Below are 26442 nucleotides of genomic sequence, written 5' to 3'. Positions count from 1 at the left end.
AATCTAGTAGGGTGGGTTAGCAACAGCGTAACCCACCTCTTTTGTCTCCGCGTCCAGAGAAGTGGTGGGTTACGCCGCGCGGACTGCTCTTCGCGCAGCCGCTAGCTAACCCACCCTACGAAGATCTCACGCCACCGCCGCATCCGGAATCCGCGCGGCTTCCATCGGCACCTTGCCGCGGATCAGGTCCGAGGCACGGTCGGCGATCATCATCGTGGATGCGTTCAAATTCGCCGAGATCATGCGCGGCATCACGGAGGCATCGATCACGCGGAGGCCCTCCAACCCGTGGACGCGAAGTTGGTCGTCGACCACTGCCCACGTGCTGTCCGCCGGACCCATGCGGCAGGTGCAGCCGGGGTGGAAGGTGGTGGTGCCGCGTTCGGTGGCGGCGGCGAGGAATTCGTCGTCGGTGTTGATGTTGGGGCCGGGGAAATCCTCGTAGGCGTAATAGGGCGACAGCGGCGCACTCTTCAAAAGGCGCCGTGCGAGCTTCATGCCGCCGACGATGACGCGGCGGTCGAGCTCGGCGTCGAGGTAATTGGTCTGGATGATCGGCGGCGCGAACGGATCGGCCGAGCGAATGCGGACATAGCCGCGGCTCTCGGGGCGCTGCTGCCAGGAGGCCACCGTCATGCCGGGCTCGTCCTCGAGCTGGCCCTGCACGCCTTCCTTGTAGCTTGCCGGTGTGAAGGTGAGCTGCAGGTCGGAAGACTCGGCGCTCTCGCCGGAGTGCCAGAAGCAATAGACCATGGTCGGCGACAGCGAGAGCAGGCCGCGGCGCGCGGTTGCCCATTTCAGCGCCTCGATCCACAGCGAGAAGCCGCGGCGGAGTTCGTTGATGGTCTTGATGTCTTTTACGCGCGCCACCGTGCGCGGCGCGTAATGATCCTGGAGGCCTTCGCCGACCGGCAACGCATGGCGCACCGCGATGCCATGGGCGGCCAGCAGGTCCGGCGAGCCGACGCCGGAGAGCTGGAGCAGTTGCGGCGAATTATAGGTGCCGCCGGACAGGATCACTTCCTTGTTGGCGCGCACCTCGACCGGCGTGCCGCCGCGGCCGCCCTTGGTGTAGCGCACGCCCACCGCGCGCTTACCCTCGAAGATGATCTCGGTCGCGTGCGCGTGGGTGTGCACATGCAAATTGGGGCGCTTCATCGCGGGCTTCAGGAACGCGGTCGAGCCGGAGACGCGCAGGCCCTTGTCGATGGTGCGCTGGCAGTAGGAGACGCCTTCCTGCTTCGCGCCGTTGTAGTCGGGGTTACGCGGGATGCCGAGCGAGACCGCGCCCTCCATGAAGGCCTCGCAGAGCGGATCGCGCCAGTCCATGGTGGTGACGATGAGGTTGCCGTCGCGTCCGCGATAGGTGTCCTCACCCTCGCCGACCCGCTTCTCCAGCCGCTTGAAGTAAGGCAGCACGTCGGCATAGCCCCAGCCGCGATTGCCCATCTGCGCCCAGGTGTCGAAATCCATGCGCTGGCCGCGATTGTAGATGTGGCCGTTGATCGAGGACGAGCCACCGAGCGTCTTGCCGCGCGGCGCGTAGATGCTGCGCCCGCCGGTGTAGGGCCCCGGCTCCTGCTGGTAGGCCCAGTTGATGCTCTTCATGTGGAAGGTCTTGATGAAGCCCGCCGGCAGATGGATGTACGGGTGCCAGTCGCTCGGGCCCGCCTCCAGCACGCAGACGCTAACGTTCGGATCTTCGCTGAGCCGGTTGGCAAGCACGCAGCCGGCGGAGCCCGCGCCGACGATCACATAATCAAATCTGTCCATGGTGCCTCGGCCGCTCAGCGCGGCTTGTCGTTGAGTTGAAATTCGAGATGCGCCTGCACTGTCGGCCATTCGGCGGCGGTAATGCTGTAGACCACGGTGTCGCGCAGCGTGCCGTTCGGCGCGACCTGGTGGCTGCGCAGAATGCCGTCCTGCTTGGCGCCCAGGCGCTCGATGGCGCGGCGGCTCTGGTGGTTGAAGTAGTGCGTACGGAATTCGACCGCGATGCAGTTCAGCGTCTCGAAGGCGTGCCGGAGCAGCAGCAGCTTGCACTGCGTATTGAGCGGGCCGCGCTGCGCGCTCTTGCCATACCAGGTCGAGCCGATCTCGACGCGGCGGTTGGCGGCATCGATATTCATGTAGGTCGTCATGCCGACGATGTTGCCGCCGGCGTCGAACACGGTGAACGGCAGCATCGAGCCTGCGGCTTGCAAGGCCAGGCGGCGGTCGATCTCCTTGCCCATGTTCTCAGGCAGGGGAATCGCAGTGTACCAGAGTTTCGAGAGCTCGCCGTCCTTCACGGCCTCGGTCAGCCCCTCGATATGCTGACGCGACAGCGGCTCGAGACGGGCGTGCTGTCCACGCAGGGTGATGGGATCAGGCCAGGGCATTGAATCGTTCCTCATGAATGTCATTCCGGGATGGTCCGAAGGACCAGACTATGGTGCGCAATTGCGCACCTGAGAATCTCGAGATCCCGGGTTCTATGCTCCGCATAGCCCCGGGATGACAATCGCGTTTTACGCGATTGTCACTTGTTCAAGAAGTTCAACGGCAAACCGCCGCGCGGCCAGTCCATGGCGATCAGCTCGCCCTTGCCTGACAGCGTGATGTAGGCGGTCTTCAGCCCGGGGCCGCCGAAGGCGATGTTGGTGGTGACGCGGTCGCCGGTCGGCACCTGCTCGACCAGGGTGCCGTCAGGCGCGATCACCGAGATGCAGCCGGAGACGAGGGTGGCGACGCAGACATTGCCGTTCGCCTCCACCGCAAGCGAGTCGAACATCTGGTAGCCGCCGAGGCCGCAGATCGGCTTGCCCCGCTCGCCGCGATAGATCACCTCGCGCGGCCTCAGCGTGCCGGGCGCGGAGAGCTCATAGGCCCAGAGCCGCGCCGTCGGCGTCTCCGCGATGTAGACGGTGTTCTCGTCCGGCGAGAGCCCGATGCCGTTGGCCGGCAGCACGCCGTGCACGACCTCCACGACCTCTTTCATGCCGGGCTTGAGATAATATATGCCGCCGACGTCCATCTCGCGCGCGCGGCGCTTGCCGAGATCGGAGAACCAGAGGCCGCCGTGCCTGTCGAACACCAGATCGTTCGGCCCGCGCAGCTCGTGCTCGCCGCATTTGGTCACGACGGTCTCGACCTTGCCGGATTGCAGGTCGACGCGCTGGATCGAACCGCCGAGATAGTTGTCCGGCTGCGGGCCCGGCATGATCATCTGGCCGGTCGGAATCCAGGAGAAGCCGCCATTGTTGCAGATGTAGATCTTGCCGTCGGGGCCGAGGGCGGCGCCATTCGGTCCGCCCGGCACCTTCGCCACGATCTCCTTGCGGCCGTCGGGATGGACGCGGGTCAGGCGCTGGCCGCGGATTTCCACCAGCACCACCGAACCGTCCGGCATCACGACCGGCCCTTCGGGAAATTCGAGGTCGGTGGCGAGAACGCGGACGTCAGACATTGAGACCCTCCCGGCTGCTTGTTATGGCTTGCACGGGATGTCTGGCACGGGCCCCACACGCAAGATTTGCCTGCGGTTATGACAAAGTCACCGGGGCTTGCCAAGCAAGCGGGACGGTATGCCAGCGTTGCGCCGCAAGGCGCGACTAAGGGTCCTCGCGGATCGTGCTACCCGCGCACCGGCACCCAGATCTCGAAGCCGCCATTGCCGGTCGCGGGATCGAATTTTTCGTCGTAGCGCTCGAAGCTCGGCGCGTCCGCGGCCTTCAGGCCGGAGGCGGGCAGCCACTGATTCCAGATCGTGTTGACGGTGCGCCTGATCGAGGCGACGTGGTCGGTGTGGGCGAACACCGCATAGCGCTGCTCGGGGATGCGGATGCGGCCGAAGCGGCGCGGCAGGTCGGAATAATCGTTGACCTCGACACCGGCGATGTAGTCGAAATTGCCGGCATCGTCGCCGTTGCAGCAAACGCCATAGGCGACGTTGCCGACACGCGCCGGAATGTCGGCGACCTCCTGGTGGAAGCGCTGCCACATCCCCGGGATGATCGCGCCGTTGTCGCAGGAGATGCGTTCACTGATGCCGGCGACAAGGAAGGCCGTTGCGGTCTCGAAACGCGGCGGGGCGAGAGTGTCTGAGATGGTGGAGTCCATGAGGATCGGCTCCTGAAGCTTGAGATGGCCGGTGCACGTCGCGACCCGCACCGCTTCGGGTGTGGTGCCGAACTGGTCGCGGAACGCGCGGGTGAATGCTTCGTGCGAGCCGTAATCCGCCTCCAGCGCCAGCGACAGGATGTCCGGCGCGCCGTTCGCAAGGCTGCGCGCCGCCTCGGTCAGCCGCCGTGCACGCACGTAACGCATCACCGGCAGGCCGGTGGCTGCGGCAAACGCGCGCACGATGTGGAACCGCGACACGCCCGATATCGCAGCGATCTCGTCGAGCGTCATCGGCTCGGCCAGATGGCTCTCGATATACCAGAGCGCGCGCTGGGCTGGATTCATGCTGGTTCGGGCCCTCGTTCGAAGCGCGACCATGATGCACGGAACGCCGCGGGCTTCGCTTGATCGGCGTTGCGGTCCCGCGAGAGAATAACGCCGGCACAGCTACTGGCAACGTCCGGGCATTCATGGCTACACTCGGGACGTCCTTGAAACCGCTCACAAGAAAGCAGGAGGAACCGCGTCATGAAGATCACCGATGTGCGGGCGCACCAGATCCGCATCCCCTATGACGCCGGTGTCGCGAGCTTCCGCCAGGGCGCCTCCGCCATCACCGCGCTCGACATGGTGATCGTCGAGGTCACGACCGATGCCGGGTTGACCGGCTGGGGCGATGCCTTCGCCTATGTCTGCCCCCGCACCACGCGCAGCGCCGTCGAGGAGATGATCGCACCGCAGGCACTTGGGCTTGAGGTTCCCGATGCCGCCGGCATTCCCGCGGTGATGGAGCAGATCCAGCGCAATCTGCATCTGTTCGGCCGCTACGGCATCACCATGTTCGCGATCTCCGGGCTCGACATCGCGCTGTGGGACCTCGCCGCGAAGATCAAGGGCGTGCCGGTGCACCGCCTGCTCGGCGAGACCAGGCGCCCGGCCATTCCGGCCTATGCGAGCCTGTTGCGGATCGGCTCGCCCGACAACATCGCGGCCGAATGCAAGAAGGCGCTCGCGCTCGGCTATGGCGCCATCAAGCTGCACGAGACCACGGCGCCGGCGGTCTATGCCGCGCGCGAGGCGATCGGGCCGGGCGTACCGCTGATGGTGGACATGAACTGCCCGCTGTCGGGCGAGCAGGCGATCGCGTTCGCCGGGACGCACAGCCGATGTTCCTGGAGGAGCCGGTCTGGCCACCGGAGGATTTTGCCGCGCTCGCCGAGGTCCGCAGCAAGGGCGGGCTCGGCGTCGCCGCCGGCGAGAACGCCTGCACGGAATATCAATTCCGCCAGATGATGAATGCGGGCGCGGTGAGCCACGCCCAGCCGTCGGTGATCAAGGTCGGCGGCATCACGGAGTTCCTGAAGGTCGCGGCGCTCGCCGATCGGCTCGGCGTCAAGATCGTCCCGCACTCCCCGTATTTCGGCCCCGGCCTGCTTGCGACCTTGCATCTGCTGGCGGGGCGCGACGACGGGTTCGTCGAGATGTTTTACCTGAAGCGCGAAGCCTGCCTCTGGGGCGGCCGCGCCGACGTCGATGCCACCGGCCACGTCGCGGTGCCGACTGGGCTTGGGCTCGGCTATGAGCCCGACCGCGGCGTGATGGAGCGATATCGCGTCGCGTGAGCGCGGCGCCTATTTCGCCGCGTCCTTGGCCGGCGGCGCGTCCTGCTTCTTCTTGACGTCCTCCGCGATCTTCGTCTGCGCGGCCTGGAGATCGCCGAGCGTCTTCTGCAAGCCGGCAAGGCTCGTCTTCAACGCGTCGATCTGGCGATTGGCGGCATCCAGCTTCTGCTGGTGATCGAGGTTGAGCTTGGTGATCGTCTTCTGGAGGAAATCGACGTTGCTCTGGAGGCAGCTCGTGCGCCGCTCCATGGTCTTCTCGACGGTGCAGATCTCGATGCCGGGCACGTCCTGCGCGCGGAGCGGCGCGATCGCCAGCGTGGCGAGCAGCAACATCACGACACAGACGCCGGCGCTTCGAAACGGCATGCAGGTTCCTCGTCAAATTGATCACGGCAATGTGCGCTGTTTGCGCACAGCCGCCGGACGCTACCACACTCGTACCGCATTCTCGCGTTGAGCTTGGCTTGTTCCCTTGGGACAGGGAGCAGTGAACCGCGCGCGGAAGAAATGGGCGCTCTTTCCGCGGCTTTGATTAGGGGAGATTTTTGGAATGGCAACGCGCGATAGACGTCTGGCGGAATTCGACGGAGCCGGTGAACCGCCTCCTGGCTTGCCGGTCGAAGTGCTGTGCGAGGATCACAGCGGAACGTATCAACTGCCGTTCGCCTGCCGCTATGTCGAGGGACGCTGGCAGAACCACGAGGCCGGCATCGCGGTCGAAGCGACCGTGATCGGCTGGCGCTTGCCGCGTGTGAAGCACTCCGGCGTCGCCTGACAGCGGCTTCTGTTCCAAAATGCAACGGGGCCGCGCTCCGCCTTAACCTTCGGAACGCGGTTCGAACGAATCGCGTCCGAATCAGCCGAATCGCCTCGTCCACGCCTGTTCACGGCTAGATGTCGACGCGGGTCTGTTTTCGCGCACAATATCTGCGCGACGGCCGGGTGGGCTCGAGCCTGGAGCCGGCGCCAAAGGTTAACGGTGGACCGCCGCCCCAGCCGGTCCCCGCCCCCGAAACAGGCAGGCCACCGCAACGCCTGCCTAATATTCGACCTCGAGCTCCTCGATCTCGGCCGGCTCTTCCTTGGCCGCCGCGATCCATTCCTGCATCTCGGGCATGGCCATGATGGTATCGGCGTAGGCCTTCAGACGCGGGTCGAGCTTGACGTCATAGGTCACGAAGCGCGTCACCACGGGCGCGTACATCGCATCCGCCATGGTGCGCCTCTCACCGAACAGGAACGGGCCGCCCGATTTCTCCAGGCAGTCGCGCCAGATGGACCAGACGCGGTCGATGTCGGCCTGCGCGCGCGACCAGATCTTGAAGCCGGGGAAGTGTCCCTTCAGATTGACCGGCAGCGAGGCGCGCAGCGTGGTGAAGCCGGAATGGATTTCGCCGCAGATCGAGCGGCAATGAGCGCGCTGGACGCGGTCATCCGGCAACAGGCCGGCGTCCGGCATCACCTCGTTGAGGTATTCAGCGATCGCCAGCGTATCCCAGACAGTCGCGCCGTCGTGGCGCAGACATGGCACCAGGATCGACGACGACAGCAACAGGATTTCGGCACGCGCGGAGGCATCGTCGGGCGCGGTCACGATCTCCTCGAAATCGAGCCCGGAAAACTTCGTCAGCAGCCAGCCACGCAGCGACCAGGACGAGTAGTTCTTGCTGCTGATGGCTCGACGACTACACTGATCATCTCATCGACTTCCTCGGCCAGCTCGGCCCGCGCCCGCATATGGTGGCGATCTGCCAGCCGTCGGTCTCGGCGCTCGCGGCCGCCGCCGTCATGTGCGAGGGCAACCATCCCTCGCGGCCGGCCACGCTGACGCTAATGGCAGGGCCGATCGACACGCGGATCCAGCCGACCAGGGTGAACGAATTCGCCAAGAGCAGGCCGATCGACTGGTTCGAGCAGAACCTGATCAACTACGTGCCGGTGCAGTGCCGCGGCGCGCTGCGCAAGGTCTATCCGGGCTTCGTGCAGCTCACGGCCTTCGTCTCGATGAATCTCGAGCGGCACATCAAGCAGCACATGGACCTCGCCAACCACATCGCCAAGGGCGAGAAGGAAAAGGCGGCAACCATCAAGACCTTCTACGACGAATATTTCGCGGTGATGGATCTGCCCGCGGAATTCTACATCGAGACCGTGCGCGACGTATTCCAGGAGCATCTGCTGCCACAGGGCAAGCTGATGCATCGGGGACGGCCGGTGAACACCAAGGCCGTCAGCCGCATGGGGCTGATGACGGTCGAGGGCGAAAAGGACGACATCTGCTCGATCGGCCAGACGCTCGCCGCGCAAGACCTCTGCACCGGCGTGCGCGCCTATCGCCGCGTGCACCACATGCAGGCCGGCGTCGGCCATTACGGCGTGTTCTCCGGCAAGCGCTGGAACAACGAGATCTATCCGCTGCTGCGGGATTTCGTGCACGTGAATTCGTGAGGCGCACGCCGCGCCGCGCTAGGGCTGCTCTTCAAGCCCGTATCGAGCCCGGCCACGCGACGACTTGCCCTGACATCACAAGGCGGTTGCGTCCGCTCTCCTTGGCGGCGTAGAGCGCTTTATCCGCAGCCACAATCAACGACGTGCAATCCGCCTTGTCGCCGAACGACATATGTGTGGCGCCACCAATACTGAGGGTGACCTGCTTGGATGGCGGGTTGAGCGCGTGGAGGATGCCGAGGTCCTGAATCGCTTGCCGGATTCGCTCGCCGACCTGCTCGCACCCTCCCATGTCGGTGTTTGGCAGCAGCAAGGCGAATTCCTCACCACCATACCGAGCGGCTACGTCTGCAGGCCGTCTGGCCTGCTCTGCCAGGACCCCGGCGACCGAGCGAAGACATGCATCGCCCGCCTGATGCCCGTACTGATCGTTGAAACGCTTGAAATGATCGACGTCCATCAGCAACAGTGACAGAGGCGTTCCTTCGCGCCTCGCCCGGTCCCATTCCGCCTCCAGCCGCTCGTCGAAGTGTCTGCGGTTTGCCAGGGCCGTCAGGCCATCCGAACTGGCGAGAGCCGACAGCTTATCCTCCAGGTCCTTACGTTCGGTCATGTCGCGCGAGATCGCCACCACGCCGTTGATGTCTCCACTCTGCGCACTCCTTGCGACGCGCAGCGCGGTTTCGATCCAGACCTCGCCTTTCTCGCGATGCCGAGTGCGATAAGTGATTCTAGCCTCCTCGGCTTCGCCGTTCATCAGCGCGGAGATCGTTTGCTCAACCCGGGCCAGGTCCGCGGGATTTATGCCGGCAAGGGCCGACGTATCCACCAATTCGTTCGGAGCCCAGCCGAGAACCCGCGCGCTGGACGGCGACGTATAGAGGATGCGTCCATCGAGCGCGATGCGCATGACCATGTCTCCCGACTGCTCCGCAAGGAGGCGAAAATCCGCCTCCTTGGCGATCAGGGCGGCGGCCATCTTTTGCCGCAGGTGCAACTGGCGCACCAGCAAAAGCCCCGCAACAGCGAGCCCTCCTATCAGTCCCAGCACCGCAGCCATGCGCATCAGCGCGGCCCTGCGCCATGGCGCCAAGACGTCGTCTTCCGATTCCGTCGCAACCACGAGAACGGGGTAGCGACTGCTCAGTTGATAAAAGCTCAGTCGCCGAACGCCGTCGAGAGGCGACGTGAAGTAGTAGACGCCCGCAGCCGGCCGCTCGCGGAAATTCCTAAAGAGCGGTGCATTCGACAGATCGCGGCCCGTGTATCCGTTGTCCGGGCTACGCGCGAGGACAATGCCTTTCGCTGTCGCCAGTGAAATTGAGCCGTTCTGGCCAACGTCGAACCCGCGATAAAATTGCAGAAAGTAGTCGACATCGATCGTGGTAAGAGCCACTCCGGCAAAACTGCCGTCAGGATGATTAAAGCGCCTTGACGCGGTGATGATGATCCATTGCCCGCCCGACCTGCTCCTCACTGGAGGCCCGATGAAGGTTCCCCGGTCAGCCATGGCGCGATGATGCTGGAAATACTCTCGGTCGCTGTTGTTGAGACTGGCGAAATCCACAGGCTCGCTGGTCGCGAGCCAGCGGCCGGTCTCGTCATAGACGAACACGGCGCGGATCCGGTTCGCGGCTTTGCGCCGGGAAAGAAAGGTCTGAATCTTGGCGATTGCCGCCGGGCTGGTTCCCTCGAGTTCGAGTGGCCAACCAACACATTGAGAACGGTGTCCGCGAGTTCGAACGTATCGTCCGCGTGTTGCGTCACCGACCGGGCCAGATTGGCCATGTCCGTTTCGGAGCCCTTCAGCAGCGTCTGTCGCGAGGACCACTCCCGCCAGCCGCTGAGCGCGACCATCGCCAAGCAAGCGACCGCCACAAATGCGGAGGCCCAGAGCGTCAGACGCCCCTGGCGAACATCACTACGGTGATCGATCAAGAGACGCTCCCTCCACCCTCAACCCCGTAAACGCCTTGGGCTAAGGAATGGTTGCTCGTTCCGGTTGAGGTTTTTGGCAGAGCACCGGAAGGAGACTGACGGCATCGATGAACGGCCTGACCGTCGATCGATAGCCCATGGACTGGTCGGACGAGAAGGATAACACAGCAATCAGCTCAGCTTGACGGCCTCGAGCACTGTGCCGGCCACTCGACCAAAGTGAGGTTCAGTAAAGCTCGCCGGATGACGGCTTCGAACTCCGGCAAGATGTGCCAAGTCGTCGATCCGCGGTTGGGGCCGAATGACCAGGCTCTCTGCCGGCAGACGTTCGGTCGGCGAAAACGACGCGGGCTTCGCGCCGCCTGCAACAATGTGGGGCAACGGCGCGGCCATTGACCAGATGTTCTTGAGCATCGCCCTGTTCACCGAGCACGCGATGACGCCGTTGCCCCTCAGGCGGGCGACGGTAAAGAGCTTCCGGATCAGCAGGTCTCGTTCAAGCGACTGCGGCAAATGGAACTGCAGCCCGACGAGATGGCCTCTTTGTTGCACGACCATCGCGTCGATCCACCCCACCTGCGCGATGTGCACGCGCAGCGGTTCTCCAGCGCGAGGACAGTCAATGCCGGCGCCGAGCAGAACGCCGGCGCCAGAGAGGGAGACGTTGCTCACGCGCCCAGAAAGCACCTCGCCGGTCCCAGTCAGGATCAAGACTGATTCATCGACATCGAAACGCTCCTCGGCACGTCCCATCCGCGCCTGCAGCGAGGTCATGCAGACGAAGAAGAGCACGACGATGTTCACGACCGACCAGAAGGCGACCATCGGTAAAGCGCCCGGATGATCGATGATCCGCCATTCCGGGATGGTGTTGAGAACCACGCCGACGACCGTCAACGCCATCAGAACCGCCGATGGCCAGAATATCTCCGCGGCGTAGCTTGCGCGTCGCGCGGCAGCGCCCTTGGGCGTCACCCTGAACGCATGCCCCGTCGGCTTGACGAGAGTCCCGAGCACCGTTGGCAAGATCTTGAAGCTCTGGATAGTCGCCGATACCTGAGCGGCGAGCGGAAAGTGCTCGTGCGGCGCGAACCAGGAGATGCCGCCGTTAAGCGCCAGGATCGCGGGAAACAAGTAATAGAAGACCGACTCAGGAGTGACGTCGACGACAGGCGCTAGCCCAGTCCACATGAACACGATCGGAACCAACACGACCGCGAGCGCCCGCAGGCCCATTGAGAGCCAATGCGTCGGAAAGAAGAGGAGCCGATGCATCAAGCCCAGTCCGGGGCCGAGCGGGCCGTCGGCGAGATACAGCGTCTGGATCGCGCCACGCGCCCAGCGTTGCCGCTGCACGAAAAAGGCGTCAAGGCTTTCCGGCGCCAGTCCAATCGCCAGCGGCTCGCGTAGATAGCGAGTGACGTACCCCTTGCGCAGCAGGACCAGCGTCAGCAACATGTCTTCCGTAATGGACTGGGTCGGCAAGGCATCGCCCACCGCGCGGAGTGCTGCGCGACGCGTGACGGAGTTGGAACCACAACAAAAGGCACCATCCCAGCCGTCGCGCGCCGGCATGATGGAATCGAAGAAGAACCGTTGCTCGTCCGGCAGTCCCCTGTGCAGGCCGAGATTCGCCTGCATCGGGTCCTCATTGTAGAAGGTGTGCGGGATCTGAACGATTCCGATCTTTGGATCGGCGAAGAAGCCCATCGTGCGCATCAGGAAATTGCGCTGCGGCACGAAGTCCGCATCAAAGATCGCGAAGAATTCGCCGCTCGTCTTCGTCAGGGCATGATTGATATTGCCGGCCTTGGCATTCAAGTTGTCGGCGCGCGTGAGATAGCCCGCGCCCTTTTGCTTGCAGAGTTCCCTGAGCCAAGGCCTGCGACCATCATCCAAGACCCAGACCTGGAAATTTGGATAGCCCAGGCACAGCGCGCCAGTGATCGTCTTTTCCAGCACCTCGAATGGCTCGTCATAGGTCGGAATAAAGACGTCGACCGAGGGCAGCTCGTCATCCGGCAGGCTGCGAAGCCGACGCTCGTGCTGATCTGCTTCGCTGCGGCGATCGGTCCTGCGAAGGAAAGTCAGATAGAGAATGAACTGATCTGTGAAGGTCAGAAGCTCGACGAACAGACAGAGCCAGATCCAGCCGACCTGATACCAGCTCCCGCTTGCCGGCAGCACGGTGGTGCAAATACGCCATTCGAGATAGCGGGCGACCACGAGCCAAACCACGACAAAGACCGCGACTCGCGCCCAAGGGCGCGCGACTGGAAAGGTCGGCGCCAACAGGTACATCGCCGCAAAGATGCCCAGCATCGGCGCGAACAGCTGAGAGAGAGGCAGAGTCATGGCCTGCATGGAACATCTCGCTTACAGGGACGACTGGTCGAGCTCCAGGCGAGCGGTCAGCCATTTCAACTTCGAGCTGACCAATCGTAGCAGGCCGTCGGCGCTGCGCTCGAAGCGCACCTCAGCCAACCGTCCGATATCGCAGGAGCCGTTGCGGTCGGCCGACGTCTCATTGGGCGGAAGCGATATCTCTACGGTGATGTTGCCCGGATCAGGCCGCGGCACCCGAGCCGCAAGCAGCCGATCATCGCCGTAGGCTGCCGATCCGCGGACTTGCCGGATCTGGCCGGTCTTCCATTCGCGGCTCCCAATCAGGCGGACGGTAGCCGCATCTCCGGCCTTGATCTTCTCGAAATCACGCTCGGGGAGTTCAACAACGATGAACCGGCGCTCGCAATCTGCAAAATCGAAGACCGATTGCCCTTCCGTGACCATCGAGCCCGGGCTGGCCGCGACCGACCAGACCACATGGGCTGCGGGCAAGGACAGATCGTAGTGATCGAGACGATCAAGTCGAGTGCGTTCCTCTGCGATTTCCGCGGCCAGCTGCGCGGCGCGTGAGCTGTTCTGCAACAGGTCCGTCTCGAGCTCCTGGCGGCGGAGGACAAGCCGCTCGCGCTGCTGCTGAGAATAGGGCACGTCATTGGCATCGCCACGAAGATAGATGCCCTTCTCGACCGCCCCCATCTCGGTCTTGAGGCGCTGCAGGCGTTCATCGGCCATCTGGCACCGCGTTGCGGTTGCCTCCTGCGAGGCCTGGGCCTCACCGGAGCGGATCTGCGAACTGATGCCGAGCTTCACGAGCCTCTCCATCCGGCCCGCGACATCGTTCCGCTGCCGCGCCTCGGCGAGACAGCCGCCTTTTTCAGCTTCCGTTTCGCCGATCTCGTGGCTCAGGCGTGCCACCATCCCCAAACGATAGTCCTCGCTGCGCTCGCCGAGCTTGCGATCGAGCTCGGCGATTTCCTCCAGTTGCCGACGTGCGAGCTCGGCGCGTTTGGTGGACATGGCAAGCTGCTGATCAAGGTCCATGAGGTGCCGGCGATCCGGCGAACGCGCCTCGACCAGCGGCACCACCCGGGTGCGCTGGAAATATTCACCCTTGCGTGGAAGATCTGACGAGAGCTGACCCGCCATCGGTGCAGTCACCCGCATGAGCTCGGCATTGACATAGGCGGAGGGAGCGATTCGGTAGGTCACATACGGCAACAGGGTCCATCCGCTCAGAGCGATGATCCCGAGCGCCAAGGATCGGCGAACAATCCGGCTGCGAATGAAACGTTCGACATGCAAGCGAACCACGACTGGATCTCCAATGGGCTTTGGTCGCTGCGCCTGCCCCGGCGAAGGCAAGCCAATCGCCGCATGGCCCGGCCCTGGGATGGAGTCTGCGCCTTGAGTCACTGAGCAATCCGACAACATTGGTGCTAGCCGAGATCGGGATTCGCCGCCGCAGCAGACTCGCGTTCACAACCAAGAGAAGCGTATTTAGCTTTCACCACATTAGGTTAAGCTGTGTCAAAACCGGAAGACTACGGCTCCCCGAATCGAAGACCAGGATGCCGATCTATTCCGGCTTGAAGTCGGCGCGCCGGTTGCGCCGATCGAATGGCGGCGCGGCTAACGCCCATTCCTAAGCAGCTCTTTCGCTTCTTCGACTTCGGGAAGATTTCGTTCCGCCTCGAATTCGGCGAGGACGGGAGCGAGCAGTTCGAAAACCGCGCCCGCTCGGCCATTTGTCTTGTGCAGGCGCGCAAGTCCAATGGCGCTGCGCAGCTCGAAAGTCTTCGCCTGTTGGTGGCGTGCGATTTCCAGTGCCCGGTTGAAGGCATTTTCGGCCCCGGAATCGTCCGGAGGGTCATGTCGCGACAAAAGCTCGCCCTGGACGCGATGCAGCTCGGCATCAAGCCAATGCTGACCGGATTGTCCCGCCCATGCGATCAATTCGCTCAAGATCTCCAGCCCGGTTTCGAGTTGGCCCACCTCTGCATCGGCCATCGCGACCTGCATCCCCCAAAACGGTTCACAGAGGTAGCAGTCATTCTCGCGCAGCATGGTCCATCCGCGACGCATTTCCGTCAGTCCGGCCATCCGGTCGCCGGCACGCCACTTGGCGAGGCCATTCAGATAGGTACCGGCGGCCACATACAGCGGCATCGTGTGGTCGCGCGCGAGACCGAGCGCCAGGATGGTATCCGTCTGCTGCAACATGCCCCCGCACAGTCCGTCGAACACGGCCCGATGAACAAGCGCATTAGCCCGGGACAGCGCCCGTTGTTCTCCTGAAGCGCTCACCGCTTCGGCTGCGAGCCGGCGCGCGCGAGCGATGCTGCCAAGCGGCCAAAGCACCAGAGCAAGAAACCTCATGATCACGAACGGCAGATCCAGCGCCGAGGGCCTGAACGTCGCGGGATCCGGCTCGGCACCATAGATCGCCAGTGCCCGCTCGAGATGCGTTCTCGCGTTCAAATAGTCGCCCCCGAACCAGCAGGTGACGCCGCCTGTCCAATGCGCAACGACGGCGGCCACCGGCGCGTCCGGTCGTCGCTCCGCGGCACTCATGATGGCGTCGGCCAGTTCCCGCATTGGAGCAAGTTCGCCGTGTGTCAGACAGGCATTGAAGAGGCCCGAATGTATCGGCGCAAGTTCCACCGGATCATTGATGTCGGCAGCGAACTGCCGGGCGCGCGTCCATGCGGCTACCGTTTCGGGGGCGCTGTGCCCGAGGCCGCCCCTTAACGCGCGGCCATATGCGATTTGAAGATGCAGCCTGCTCATCATCCGGCGAGGCTCGTCAGGCAACTCATCGGCGATGGCAATCGCCTTGCCGAGATGCGCAATTGCCTCGGAATAGGCCGAGCGTTTCAGCGCCTGCTGGCCCGCCTTGCGCCACCACTCGAGGGCGACCTCGTTCAGCCCAGCCTCGGTGAAGTGGTGTGCCAGAACTTCCGGCTCGGTCTCGGCGACGACTGGAAACTTTTCGCGCAGGACATCGCCGATGCGCGTGTGAAGCACCTGCCGTTTGCTCTTGAGCAGGCTCTCGTAGGCCGCCTCCTGAACGAGAGCGTGCTTGAAACTGTAGTTTGCCTCGGGCGGAGCCCCGCGACACACCAGCAGTTCGGCCTCCTCGAGTTGCCCCAGCGCAGCGCTCAGCGTCAGATCATCGCGTCCCGCCACATACCTCAGCAGCGCGTACGAGAAGTCGCGGCCGATGGCGGCGCCTATCTGCGCCACCTCCTTGACCGGAGCCAGCCGGTCGAGCCGCGCCATCAGCGAATCCTGCAGCGTCGCGGGAATAGCCAGCGGCGGGAGCGGACTTTCGAGGCGATAGCGCCCGGCACCTTCGACGAGCCATCCGGACTCCAGCACCATCTTGGTCAATTCCTCGACGAATAGCGGGACGCCATCCGTCCTGTCGATGATCTGCTTCATCATCTCGCGTGGCAGCTGGCGACCGACAGTCACCTGCTCGACCAGCGCCCGCGTGTCCTGCCGATCGAGCCGGTCGAGCCGCAACAGAGTGACGTTGGCAAGGCCCGACCAGGAGGGCTCGAACTCCGGCCGCGACGTCATGAGCACGAGTATCGGCAGTCGCCTGATCCGGTCGACCGTGAGATCGAACAGTTCAAGTGTCGTGGCATCGGCCCAATGCATATCCTCGCAGATGATCAGCAGGGGCTGCTCTCGCGCCAATCCCTCAAGCTGATCGAGAAGGGTGGCAAAGGTCTGTCGCCGCAGCTGCGCCGGGCTCAGACCGAGCGGCGGATAGCGGTCGCCGGTTGGGATCGAAAGCAGTGCCGCAATGAGCGCTGTCGCCCGGGCAACCTGCTGCGTTCCAAGCGCCAGCATCGCCTCGAGCTTGTCGAGCTTTTGCCCGGGCGTGTCGTGCGAGCAAATGCCGGCAGCGCGCTCGAGTTGCGCGACAAAGGGATGAAGCGCACTGTTGGTGTGGTACGGCGAGCACTGATATCGCACGCGGCGGTGCGCCCCCAGCACGGGGCTTTCGGACAGCATTGCGACCATGCGCGACTTGCCGATGCCGGCTTCGCCGGAAATCAGCACCATCTGCCCTTGCCCCTGCCATGCCAACCGCTGGCGCGAGAGCGTGAGTTCGATCTCCTCCTTGCGGCCGACAAAGCCGATCGAGCGCGCCGCGTGGACCGCCTCGAAGCGACTTTCCGATGCGGGCGCACCCTCGACCGCCCAGACCGCGATGGGTTCGGATATCCCCTTGACCTCGCGGCGGCCGAGGTTGCGAAAAGTGAAGAGATCACCGAGCAGCCGGCGCGTCGACGAGGCAACGACGACCGCTCCCGGCTCCGCCAGGCTCTGGAGCCGGGCAGCGAGGTTTGGTGTATCGCCGACCGTTGCGCTCTCCTCTGACGCATCTCCGCTGATGAGGTCGCCGACCACCACAAGCCCGGTCGCGATTGCGATCCGCAACTCAACCCGTTCGTCGCCGCTCGTCTTGAGCTGTCGCATCGCAGAGATGGCGTCGAGGCCCGCGCGCACTGCGCGCTCCGCGTCATCCTCGTGGGCGCGCGGATAGCCGAAATAGACGAGTATTCCGTCGCCGACGAACCTCGCTATGCTGCCGTCATAGGCGGAAATGACCCTCGCGCAGGCAGCGCGATAGGCCCGGATCACTTCCCACATATCCTCGGGATCGAGACGCGCCGAGAGTGCAGTCGAGCCGACCAGATCGCAAAACATGACGGTGAGGTGGCGCCGCTCGGCGTCATGAGGAGGAGCCGGCGATGCGATCAACGCGGCGGGGTCGAGGTCGGCAATAGCACGCAGCATTTTGCGGCGATGGCCGAGCAGGACTCCGAGCTTATCGAAGTCCTCGTCCATCAGCTCGGGAAGGACGCCCATGTCGACGCCATTTTGGACAAAACGCTCTGCGTACTGCCCAAGTCCCAGCTTCTCGAGCCACTCCGCAATCTGCATTGGCTCCACCGATCCTGTGGTTGGCGGTTAGCAGAATTTTGGACCACGGCGCGGGGACGATATCCCAACATCATCATGATGGCACGTCTTGTTTGTTGCGCGATAAACTCAGGTTGCTCAGCACCGATACGGCTTCCAAGCAGCGGCATTGCCCGATGCGAACGGCAGCGCCACCAAAAATCGTCAGCACGCAGCGTTGAACGACGGAGGTTGCGATGATTCGTGGCTACTCCCCCCGTACCTGAGGCCCCCTCCAACACTGCGGCTCGTGCCCGCGTCACCACGCCTGGAAGACGCTTTCCGTGAGCGCAGTCCTTCATTCCTTGTCCATCGACGCTTCGTAGCTGCGAGCCATCGTGCCCGCCGCAACTTGAAGCGAAGAGCCAACCACCCAACAGCCGGCAACAAAGCCTATCAGGCCGTTGGGGAGATTTTGATCAAGGACAAGGATGCTGACTGACAGGGTTGCGGCAATGGCGGCGACGAACGTTCCGGCCGCGCTCATGATCTCAACCGCCTCGGAACCGGTGTATTCTTCCGAGAGGCTCGAGATCGACTTCCGAGCGACACTGCGAGACAAATCAATTCCGACATAATAGCTGAGAGCTCCGTAGAGCGTGGTCATCAGCACAATCCAGCCGCTTTCAAACAGTCCGTCTCTCTGACGCAACAGGGTCGCGCCCACATAGAGGCCGCAAGAGGCCCCAACGGCTGCGAGCCCAATTCTTTCAAGAAGATGGGCCGATTTGATCAGGCTGGAACGAGCGATCCGAAGATTGCCGGCTTGCCTCGTTTCGGACACTGCACTGGAAACTGCATCGCCTAGCTTCATTGGTGAGCTCCTTCTTGGGTAAGTAGCAGCCTACCGGCCGACCCCGAATAGAGGCAGCCTCGTGGACGCGTCTTGCGATTCCCCTGATTCCAATTTCTGAAAAATCTGTGCTGAGTGATGGGGCTGGCTTGCTCGCGAGCAAGACGAGAGCCAATCCAAAGCTGCGAGCACGCGGCTTCGCAGGCATTGCATCTCACCCGTGTCTGTCAGTTAGCTTCGGGTGCGGCAATTTCTTGCGGAATTGGTAGCTCGAGAAGAGTGATGGAATATGAGATCGTTCACATTCCGCAGCTCCCTGTCGTTCGATCCGGTCACGATTTCCGGAGGACGAGTCTGCATCTGCCCGGCGCTTTCGCCGACATCAAACCTATCTACACTTGCCTGCTTCGTACACGTCAACTCATGCGTTCGGTCACGTCATCGGAAACGTACCGCATCCTGCGCGCCTCAGGCCGACCACTCCTCGCCCCACACCTGGACGACGTGACCAGGCGAGACCTCGCGATATTGCCGCACCGGCGGCTGGTAGTCCGGCGCGCGCACCGGGCTCCTGATCTCGTCGTTGGAGGCCTCGCGCTTGGTGCCGCGGCGCGCGGGATCGGGGACCGGCACGGCGGCCATCAGCTTCTTCGTATAGGGATGTTGCGGATTACCGAACAGGGCTGCGCGCGGGCCGATCTCGACGATCTCGCCGAGATACATCACCGCGACCCGGTGGCTCATGCGCTCGACCACCGCGATGTCGTGGGAAATGAAGAGGTAGGCAAGGCCCATGCTGGCCTGAAGGTCGAGCATCAGGTTGACGACCTGCGCCTTCACCGAGACGTCGAGCGCCGAGACCGCCTCGTCCGCGACGATCAGCTTCGGCGCGAGCGCGCGCGCAATGCAGATGCGCTGGCGCTGGCCGCCGGAGAATTCATGCGGGAAGCGCGCGGCCATGTCGGCGGTCAGGCCGACGCGCACGAGCAGGTCGGCGACCTTGTCGCGCCCCTGCGCAGCGGTGGCGAGGCCGTTGGCCAGCAGCGGCGCTGCGATCGCCGTGCCCACCGACATGCGCGGATTGAGGCTCGCGAACGGATCCTGAAACACGATCTGCATCTGCTTGCGGAAGTCGCGCAAGGTGCGGCCGTTCATCGCCAGCACATCCTGGCCGTCGAGCAGAACCGTCCCACTGTCCGGCTCGAGCAGCTTGAGGATCGAGCGGCCGGTCGTCGACTTGCCGCAGCCGGATTCGCCGACCAGCGCCAGCGTCTCGCCGGCGTGCAAGGTGAAGGAGACGTTCTCGACCGCGTGGACGCGGCCGGAGACCTTGCCGAACAGGCCCGAGCGGATCGGAAAGCGCGTGGTGAGGTTCGAGACTTCGAGCAGCGGGCGCTCGGCAGTCGAGACCGTATCCGGTGTCTCGGTCGGCTCATCCGAGGTGCCGGTGACCTTGTCGACAATCGGAAACCGCATCGGCCGCGGACGCCCGTCCATCGAGCCGAGGCGAGGCACCGCCGCGAGCAGCGCGCGGGTGTAGGGATGCGAGGGCGCGGCGAAGATGCGCGACGTCGCATCGGTCTCCACCGCCTGCCCGCCATACATCACGACCGTGCGGTCCGCGATCTCGGCGACCACGCCCATGTCGTGGGTGATGAAGAGGATCGACATCCCCTCTTCCTGCTGGAGCTCCTTCAGGAGCTCCAGGATCTGGGCCTGGATGGTGACGTCGAGCGCGGTGGTCGGCTCGTCGGCGATCAGGAGTTTCGGCTTGCAGGCCAGCGCCATCGCGATCATCACGCGCTGGCGCATGCCGCCGGAGAAGCGGTGCGGATGCTCGTGGAAGCGAGATTTCGCGGCAGGGATGCGGACGCGGTCGAGCAGCCGGACGGTCTCGGCCTCGGCCGCCGCCCGCGACGTGCCGCGATGCTGGATCAGCGCTTCCGCAATCTGGAAGCCGATGGTGAGCACCGGATTGAGGCTCGTCATCGGCTCCTGGAAGATCATGGCAACGTCGTTGCCGCGGATGTCCTTCATGCTCGCTTCGGGCAGCGCGAGGAGATCGCGGCCGGCGAGCGTGACGCGGCCTTCGATCCGCCCACTCTCCTTCGGAATGAGCCGCATGATCGACAGCGCAGTGACACTCTTGCCCGAACCGGACTCGCCGACGATCGCCACGGTCTCGCGCGGCGCGACGTCGAACGACACGTTGCGGACGACAGGGATCCATTGCCGCTCGCGCATGAAGGACGTGGTCAGGCCCGCGACCGACAGCACCGGCCCCTGCGCTTCGGCAATGACTTGGTCAGATCTGCTGGCGCCGATGCTCATGCGAGTGTCCTAGTAGCCGCGCGTACGATCGACACGCCCCGGCAGATCCTCGCCGCGACGGTGACGTGCGATGACGTCGAGCACATAGTCGACGGCCGTATCCGGCGTGGTCATGCTGGCGTTGTGCGGCGTCAGCAGGATGCGCGGATGGCTCCAGAATGGATGGCCCGCCGGCAGCGGCTCGGGATCGGTGACGTCGAGGATAGCCCCCGAGAGTGCGCCGCTGTCGAGAGCCGCGAGGATATCGGGCTCGACGAGATGCGGGCCGCGCCCGACATTGACCAGGGAGACGCCGCGCGGCAGGCGCGCGAACAGGTCCGCGTTCAGGATCCCGCTTGTCTCATCGGTCAGAGGCAGCAGGCAGACGAGAATGTCGGTCTGCGCAAGGAAGTCGGGCAAGGCGTCCATGCCCGCATGGCAGATAACGCCCTCGATCTCGCGCGGCGAGCGATTCCAGCCGAGACGCGGGAAGCCGAACGCCTTGAGGCGTTCGAGCACGGCCTGGCCGAGCTGGCCGAGCCCCATCACGCCGACACGCCGCCGCTTCGCCGGCGTGATCCGGATCTCGCGCCAGACCTGTTCCTTCTGCTGGGCGATGAAGTGCAGGAGATCGCGATGCAGGGCGAGCACGGCCATGGTGACGTATTCCACCATGGTCTCGGCAATGCCGGGCTCCAGCATGCGCACCAGCGGGATGTGCGGTGGAAGTTTGCTGGCGTCGAACTGGTCGACGCCGGCGCCGACCGAGAAGACCAGCTCGAGGTTTGGAAAGGTCGCCGCGATGTTGTCAGGCGGCACCCACGCCACGAGATAGCGCACCTCGGCGGGATCGCCGATGTCGGGCCAGAGCCGGAACGGCAGATGCGGCGCGCGCTCCGCGAAGAAGCGCGCCCACTCCGCGCCGCGCACCATGTTGGCCTTGTAGAGAACCGTCATGCGGCCAAGGCCCTCAGAACGGGCTGACCGGCGCGAGCCGGCGGCCGTCGATCATGCGCTTGTGGCTGTAGGGCTCAGGATCGACCAGCGGCGTCGAGCCGGTCACGATGTCGGCGGCGAGCTTGCCGGCCGCAGGGCCGATGCCGAAGCCGTGGCCGGAGAAGCCGGTGGCGAGGAAGAAGCCCGGCAGCGCATCGACCGGCGAGATCACCGGGATCGTATCGGGCGTGCAGTCGATCGTGCCGCCCCAGGCTTCCGCGATCTTGATGTCCTTCAATTCGGGGTTGGACTTGATCAGCGCTGATAGCGCCGCATTGACCAGCGACATGTCGGGCGCGGGATCGCGCACCCGTTCGGTCTCGAACGGCGACGGCTTGCCGAGGCTCCAGCTGGTGCCGCGCATGAGCTGGTCGAAGAACGACTTGCCGAACGACATCTTCAGTCCGTTGCGGCGATGCAGATAGGTCGGCCAGAAGGTGCGCGCGTAGCGGAACAGATCGGGCGAAAGCTCGACCGTGCCGCGGTTACGCAGCGCCAGCGTGAAGCCGCCGTCGAGCCGGCGGCGGATGCAGTAGAAGTCGGTGCCGAGTGCACCCGACGTGATCTCCGGCCCGGGCGTGGTCCGGCACGCGGTGGCGTTGACGAGACCGATCGGCAGCTCGATGCCGTGACGGCGGCAGAACAGCGACGACCATGCCCCGCCCGACAGCAGCACGGATTGCGCGCGGATGGTGCCCTTCTCAGTGACGACGGCGCTGACCCGCCCGCCGGTCGTCTCCAGCCCGCGCGCGGCGCAGCCCTGGTGGATCGTAACGCCGTGCTTTCGCGCGGCAGTCGCAAGCGCGGGCACGGCCATCGACGGCTCGGCGCGGCCGTCGCTCGGCGTGTGCAGGCCGCCGACCCACTTGTCGGCATTGCCTGGCATGCGCTCGGCGACCTCCGCCGGCGTCAGGACGGTGGAATGCACCTGCTGCTCGCGCGCGATCGCGGCCCAGCGTTCCCAGCCGGCGAGCTCGTCCTTGCTCTTGGTCAGGAACAAGACGCCGGTGCGGCGGAAGCCGGCATCGACGCCGGCGTCGTTCTGCATGTCCTCCCACAGCCGCAGCGCCTCGCGCGCCAGCGGAATCTCCTCACGCGCGCGGCCCTGCTGGCGGCACCAGCCCCAATTGCGGCTCGACTGTTCGCCGCCGACATGCCCCTTCTCGACGAGCGCGACGGAAAGCCCCTTCTTCGCCAGATGATAGGCAGCCGAGACGCCGATGACGCCGCCGCCGATGACGACGACGTCGGCCTGCGCCGGCAGGCGTTCGTCGCTATTTATACGGTTGAGCGGCGGGGACATGGGGCACTCCTGGACTTCAGTTCGATCGAGCTCTTGCTCGTCATGGGATGTTCATTCGCGGGTCGAGCGCATCGCGCAGGCCGTCGCCGAGGAAGTTGAAGCTCGTCACCGCGAGCGTGATGGCAAGGCCCGGCGCAATGGCGAGCCACGGCGCGCTGGTGAGATAGATCTGCGCGTTGTTGAGCATGTTGCCCCAGCTCGCGGCCGGCGGCTGGATGCCGTAGCCGAGATAGCTGACATAGGATTCGAGCAGGATCGCCTTGGCGACGTTCAGCGTCGCCGCGACCACGATCGGCGCGATCGCGTTGGGCACGAGCTCGTGGAACATGATCCGCAGGTTCGACGAGCCGAACGCGACGGCGGCGACCGCGAACTCGCGCTCCCTGAGCGAACGAACCTGGGCCTCGACGACGCGGGCAACGCTCATCCAGGCGGTCGCCGCGATCAGCACGGTGGTGGTGACGAGGCCGGGCTCGGTCAGCGCGGCGAGCGCAAGCAGCAGGAAGATGGTCGGAAAGCACAGCACGGCGTCGACGAGCCGCATCAGGACCGCTCCGACCACGCCGCCATAGAAGCCGGCGAAGGCGCCGACGGCGATGCCGACCGCCATCGCGATCACCATCGCGACGATGCCGATTGAGAGCGACACCCGTCCGCCCATCATCAGCCGCGCCAGCACGTCGCGGCCGAGCTCGTCGGTGCCGAGGATGTGCGCGCCCGAGAGCGGCGGCGCGAACCGCTTCATGATGTCGATATAGGTGTCGTCGAACGGCAAGAGATATGGACCCAACGCCGAGCCGAGGACGAGAACGAGGATGATCACGGCGCCCGCAAGCGCGAGCCGGTGCCGGCGGAATCGCCGCCAGGCGGCCTGGCCGGGCGCGAGCTGGTCGGTGGAGAGAACCGCGCTCGTCATCGCTAGCCCACCCGGATGCGCGGATCGACGACGGCATAGAAGATGTCGGCGAGCAGCGAGCCGATCAGCACCATGGTCGCCGAAAACATCAGGATGCCCATCACCACGGGATAGTCGCGGTAGCCGATGGAATCGAGGAACAGACGCCCCATGCCGGGCCAGGTGAACACGGTCTCGGCGACCAGCGCGCCGCCGAGCAGCGTCGGAAACTGGAGGCCGGCCACCGTGATCATCGGCAGCAGCGCATTGCGAAGCGCGTGCACGGTGAGGATCCGCCATTCCGGCATGCCCTTGGCGCGCGCGGTACGGATGTAATCCTGGTTGATGACCTCGAGCATCGAGGAGCGCATGAAGCGGCCCCACATCGCGGTCTCGACCAGCGCCAGCACCAGGGCGGGCGCGATCAGATGATGCAGCAGGTCGAGGAAGGAGCCGTCGCCGACGGTCTCGCGGTTGCCGGCCGGCAGCCAGCCGAGCTTCACCGAGAACACGTAGATGGTGACGAGGCCGAACCAGAAGGTCGGGATCGACAGCGCGATCATGGCGCCGACGGTTGCGAGCGTGTCGAACAGCGAATAGCGGCGCAGCGCGCCAAGGATACCGATCCAGCAGCCGAGCAGCACCGCAATGATCGTCGCGGTCGCCATCAGCTCCAGCGTTGCGCCGAGATGCGAGGAGATCACCGACAGCACCGCCTCGCCGTCGCGGTAGGACTTGCCCCAGTCGCCCTTCAGCATGCGGCCGAACCAGTCGAGATACTGGATCGGCAGCGGCCGATCGAGGCCGAGCTGCCTGGTGACGCGGTCGAGATCCTCCTGCGTCATCTGCGCGGAGGCGGCAAATTGCGAGAGCGGACCGCCCGGCGCCAGATGCAGCAGGGCGAAGCCGATCGCCGAGACGATCACAAGCAGCATGATCGCCTGCGCCAGGCGATTGACGACATAGCGGGCCATCTCAGCCGATCCAGCGAGCCGGATCCATCAGGCCCAGTACCATTCGCGGATGTTCCAGCAATTGATGGAGGTGTTGATGTTGGGACGGAAACCCTGCAGCCCTTCCTTCACGCCTTCGGCGATGAAGCCCTGGAACATCGGCAGGATCGCGAGGTCGTTGCGGATCAGCTTTTGCAGATCGCCATAGGTGGTCTTGCGCTGCGACAGATCGAACTGCTTGGCGCCTTCGGCGAGAAGACGATCGGCCTCCGGGCTCTGGTACTGATAGGTGTTGTAGCCGCGGCCGCCCTTGGCGGGAATGGCGCCGGAGCCGAAGCGCGGCGTCACGTCGGGGTCGCTGCCCAGCATGAAGTTCACCGACACCAGCACCGAGTTGAACTTCGACTGCTGCCAGAAGTCGCCCCAGATCACCGCCGCCGGCATGTTGTTGACGCGCATCGCAGCACCAATCGCGCGCCAGTCCTGGACCAGGAGCTGCTGGGTCTGCTCGCGCACCGCATTGCCTGACGTCGTCGAGTTGGTGAATTCGAGCTTGATGCCGCCCTTCTCGCGAACGCCGCTGGAGCTGCGAACCCATCCCGCCGCATCGAGCAGCGCATTGGCCTTGGCGGGATCGTATTTGTGCTGCGGCAGGCCCTTCTGGAACGACCACGCCTGCTGCGGCACGAAGCTCTCGGTCTGCGTCGGCAGGCCGTAATAGAGCGCGTCGATGATCGCCTGCTTGTTGATGGCGAGGTAGAGCGCCTCGCGCACCGCGCGGTCGGCGAAGGGACCGAAATCCAGGTTGGGCGCGATATGCTCCACCGAGGACGTCGCCGAGGCGAAGATCTTGCGGCCCTTCAGCGTCTTCGCCTCCTGCACGAAGTTCGGCAGGATGCCTTGCAGGCCGGTGTAGTCGACCTGGCCGGTGCGGAACTGGGTGTAGAGCACGGTGAGGTCGGGGATGTATTTGAAGACCACGCGTTCGACGTACGGCCCCTTGCCGTGATAGCCGGTGTGGGCATTCAGGAGGATGTGGTCGCCGGGCACGCGCTCACCCCAGCGGAACGGTCCGGTGCCGACAGGCGCATTGTGGAACGGCGAGGCGTTCGGATCGGACACCTTCTCCAGGATGTGCTTGGGCACGATGAAGGTCAGCGATCCCAGGATCGACATATAGGGCGAATAGGGAGCTTCCATTCGCCAGTGGATCTCGTCCACCGCGACGACCTTGATGTCCTTCACGAGGCTGTGGCCGACGCGGCTGCGCGCGCGGAAATCGGGATTGTTGATCAGCTCGAGCGAGAACTTCACGTCGTCGGCCGTGAACGGCGTGCCGTCATGCCACTTCACGTCGCTGCGCAGCTTGATCTTCCAGGTCAGGCCGTCGGCCGACAGGCCGCCATTCTCGATGGTCGGGACCTCGCGCGCCAGATCGGGAACGAAATTGCCCTCGGGATCGATGTACCAGAGCAGCGAGAACACCTGCCACCAGACGCCCTGATCGACCTCGATGCCGGGCATCAGCGGATGGAAGACGGTCGGCTCCTGCGACAGCGCCGCAATCACCTGCCCGCGCGGCTTGTCCGGCGGATTGGTCGGGCGCTCGGTCTGGGCGAAGGCATTGCCTGCGAGGCTCCATCCCGCCGCGGCGCCGGCCCCGAGCTGGAAGAATTGACGGCGATTCGGACTACCGAGATGCACTGCCCCAACGCCGAACCTGCCGGTGTCGTTTGCCATGACCCACTCTCCGTTGT

At 64.5% G+C, this 26442-nt stretch carries 17 protein-coding genes and 3 pseudogenes; 3 read left to right on the top strand and 17 right to left on the bottom strand.

From position 1 onward, the window contains the following. Positions 1–126: 126 nt before the first annotated feature. The 4 genes from ACFLEY_RS10345 to ACFLEY_RS10330 form a co-directional block, all read right to left on the bottom strand. Entirely contained in the window at positions 127–1773 is a 1647-nt protein-coding gene (locus ACFLEY_RS10345; protein WP_211433794.1) for a GMC family oxidoreductase, read from the bottom strand. A gap of 14 nt (positions 1774–1787) precedes the next feature. Continuing rightward, complete coding sequence (locus tag ACFLEY_RS10340; protein ID WP_038967669.1) at positions 1788–2381, bottom strand: GNAT family N-acetyltransferase; 594 nt, start codon at positions 2379–2381, stop codon at positions 1788–1790. A gap of 140 nt (positions 2382–2521) precedes the next feature. Continuing rightward, on the bottom strand, positions 2522–3448 hold the full coding sequence (locus ACFLEY_RS10335; protein ID WP_211433795.1) for an SMP-30/gluconolactonase/LRE family protein: 927 nt from the start codon (positions 3446–3448) through the stop codon (positions 2522–2524). A 167-nt stretch (positions 3449–3615) separates the two neighbouring features. Continuing rightward, positions 3616–4449 (bottom strand): AraC family transcriptional regulator, encoded by an 834-nt coding sequence (locus ACFLEY_RS10330; protein ID WP_060908658.1) that lies wholly within the window; start codon positions 4447–4449, stop codon positions 3616–3618. 183 nt (positions 4450–4632) lie between these two features. Between ACFLEY_RS10330 and ACFLEY_RS10325 the strand changes: the two are divergent. Beyond that, positions 4633–5726 (top strand): annotated as a pseudogene (locus ACFLEY_RS10325) (mandelate racemase/muconate lactonizing enzyme family protein). A 9-nt stretch (positions 5727–5735) separates the two neighbouring features. Here ACFLEY_RS10325 and ACFLEY_RS10320 read toward each other — a convergent pair. Beyond that, a complete protein-coding gene (locus ACFLEY_RS10320; protein ID WP_038967667.1) occupies positions 5736–6092 on the bottom strand; it encodes a hypothetical protein in 357 nt (118 codons plus the stop codon). A 184-nt stretch (positions 6093–6276) separates the two neighbouring features. Between ACFLEY_RS10320 and ACFLEY_RS10315 the strand changes: the two genes are divergently transcribed. Then, a complete protein-coding gene (locus tag ACFLEY_RS10315; RefSeq protein ID WP_011089440.1) occupies positions 6277–6501 on the top strand; it encodes a hypothetical protein in 225 nt (74 codons plus the stop codon). A 264-nt stretch (positions 6502–6765) separates the two neighbouring features. Here the strand turns inward: ACFLEY_RS10315 and ACFLEY_RS10310 are convergent, their stop codons facing one another. Further along, entirely contained in the window at positions 6766–7401 is a 636-nt protein-coding gene (locus ACFLEY_RS10310) for a glutathione S-transferase family protein (protein WP_060908660.1), read from the bottom strand. A 2-nt stretch (positions 7402–7403) separates the two neighbouring features. Here ACFLEY_RS10310 and phaZ point away from each other — a divergent pair. Beyond that, a pseudogene (gene phaZ / locus ACFLEY_RS10305) lies at positions 7404–8174 on the top strand (polyhydroxyalkanoate depolymerase); the annotation flags it as partial. Positions 8175–8205: 31 nt separating this feature from the next. Here phaZ and ACFLEY_RS10300 read toward each other — a convergent pair. From ACFLEY_RS10300 to ACFLEY_RS10250, 11 genes and pseudogenes are all read right to left on the bottom strand, one after another. After that, positions 8206–10031, bottom strand: a pseudogene (locus ACFLEY_RS10300) (diguanylate cyclase domain-containing protein). A 252-nt stretch (positions 10032–10283) separates the two neighbouring features. Further along, positions 10284–12476 (bottom strand): glycosyltransferase, encoded by a 2193-nt coding sequence (locus tag ACFLEY_RS10295; protein ID WP_060908661.1) that lies wholly within the window; start codon positions 12474–12476, stop codon positions 10284–10286. A 12-nt stretch (positions 12477–12488) separates the two neighbouring features. Continuing rightward, positions 12489–13769, bottom strand: a complete 1281-nt coding sequence (locus tag ACFLEY_RS10290) for an HlyD family efflux transporter periplasmic adaptor subunit (protein WP_236842121.1) — start codon at positions 13767–13769, stop codon at positions 12489–12491. A gap of 318 nt (positions 13770–14087) precedes the next feature. Continuing rightward, the gene (locus ACFLEY_RS10285) at positions 14088–17417 is read right to left on the bottom strand and encodes an adenylate/guanylate cyclase domain-containing protein (protein ID WP_060908663.1); all 3330 of its coding nucleotides are present in this window, start codon (positions 17415–17417) and stop codon (positions 14088–14090) included. Positions 17418–17733: 316 nt separating this feature from the next. Further along, positions 17734–18249 carry a hypothetical protein gene (locus ACFLEY_RS10280; protein WP_028174581.1) on the bottom strand — a complete coding sequence of 172 codons (516 nt, stop codon included), beginning with the start codon at positions 18247–18249 and terminating at the stop codon, positions 17734–17736. Between the two features lie 447 nt (positions 18250–18696). Beyond that, positions 18697–20559 (bottom strand): ABC transporter ATP-binding protein, encoded by a 1863-nt coding sequence (locus ACFLEY_RS10275; protein WP_082755411.1) that lies wholly within the window; start codon positions 20557–20559, stop codon positions 18697–18699. Positions 20560–20568: 9 nt separating this feature from the next. Then, the gene (locus ACFLEY_RS10270) at positions 20569–21495 is read right to left on the bottom strand and encodes a glyoxylate/hydroxypyruvate reductase A (RefSeq protein ID WP_060908665.1); all 927 of its coding nucleotides are present in this window, start codon (positions 21493–21495) and stop codon (positions 20569–20571) included. 13 nt (positions 21496–21508) lie between these two features. Beyond that, complete coding sequence (locus ACFLEY_RS10265; RefSeq protein WP_396604627.1) at positions 21509–22837, bottom strand: NAD(P)/FAD-dependent oxidoreductase; 1329 nt, start codon at positions 22835–22837, stop codon at positions 21509–21511. Between the two features lie 40 nt (positions 22838–22877). After that, on the bottom strand, positions 22878–23753 hold the full coding sequence (locus ACFLEY_RS10260) for an ABC transporter permease (protein ID WP_011089451.1): 876 nt from the start codon (positions 23751–23753) through the stop codon (positions 22878–22880). A 2-nt stretch (positions 23754–23755) separates the two neighbouring features. Beyond that, positions 23756–24706, bottom strand: a complete 951-nt coding sequence (locus ACFLEY_RS10255; RefSeq protein ID WP_011089452.1) for an ABC transporter permease — start codon at positions 24704–24706, stop codon at positions 23756–23758. Positions 24707–24733: 27 nt separating this feature from the next. Then, the gene (locus tag ACFLEY_RS10250) at positions 24734–26425 is read right to left on the bottom strand and encodes a peptide ABC transporter substrate-binding protein (protein WP_060908667.1); all 1692 of its coding nucleotides are present in this window, start codon (positions 26423–26425) and stop codon (positions 24734–24736) included. Positions 26426–26442 lie beyond the last annotated feature (17 nt).

The sequence above is a fragment of the Bradyrhizobium sp. YCK136 genome (assembly GCF_044570075.1).
Lineage (GTDB): Bacteria > Pseudomonadota > Alphaproteobacteria > Rhizobiales > Xanthobacteraceae > Bradyrhizobium > Bradyrhizobium diazoefficiens.
The sequence above is the reverse complement of the archived record's forward strand: the minus strand, read 5'-3'. Positions and strand labels throughout refer to the sequence as shown.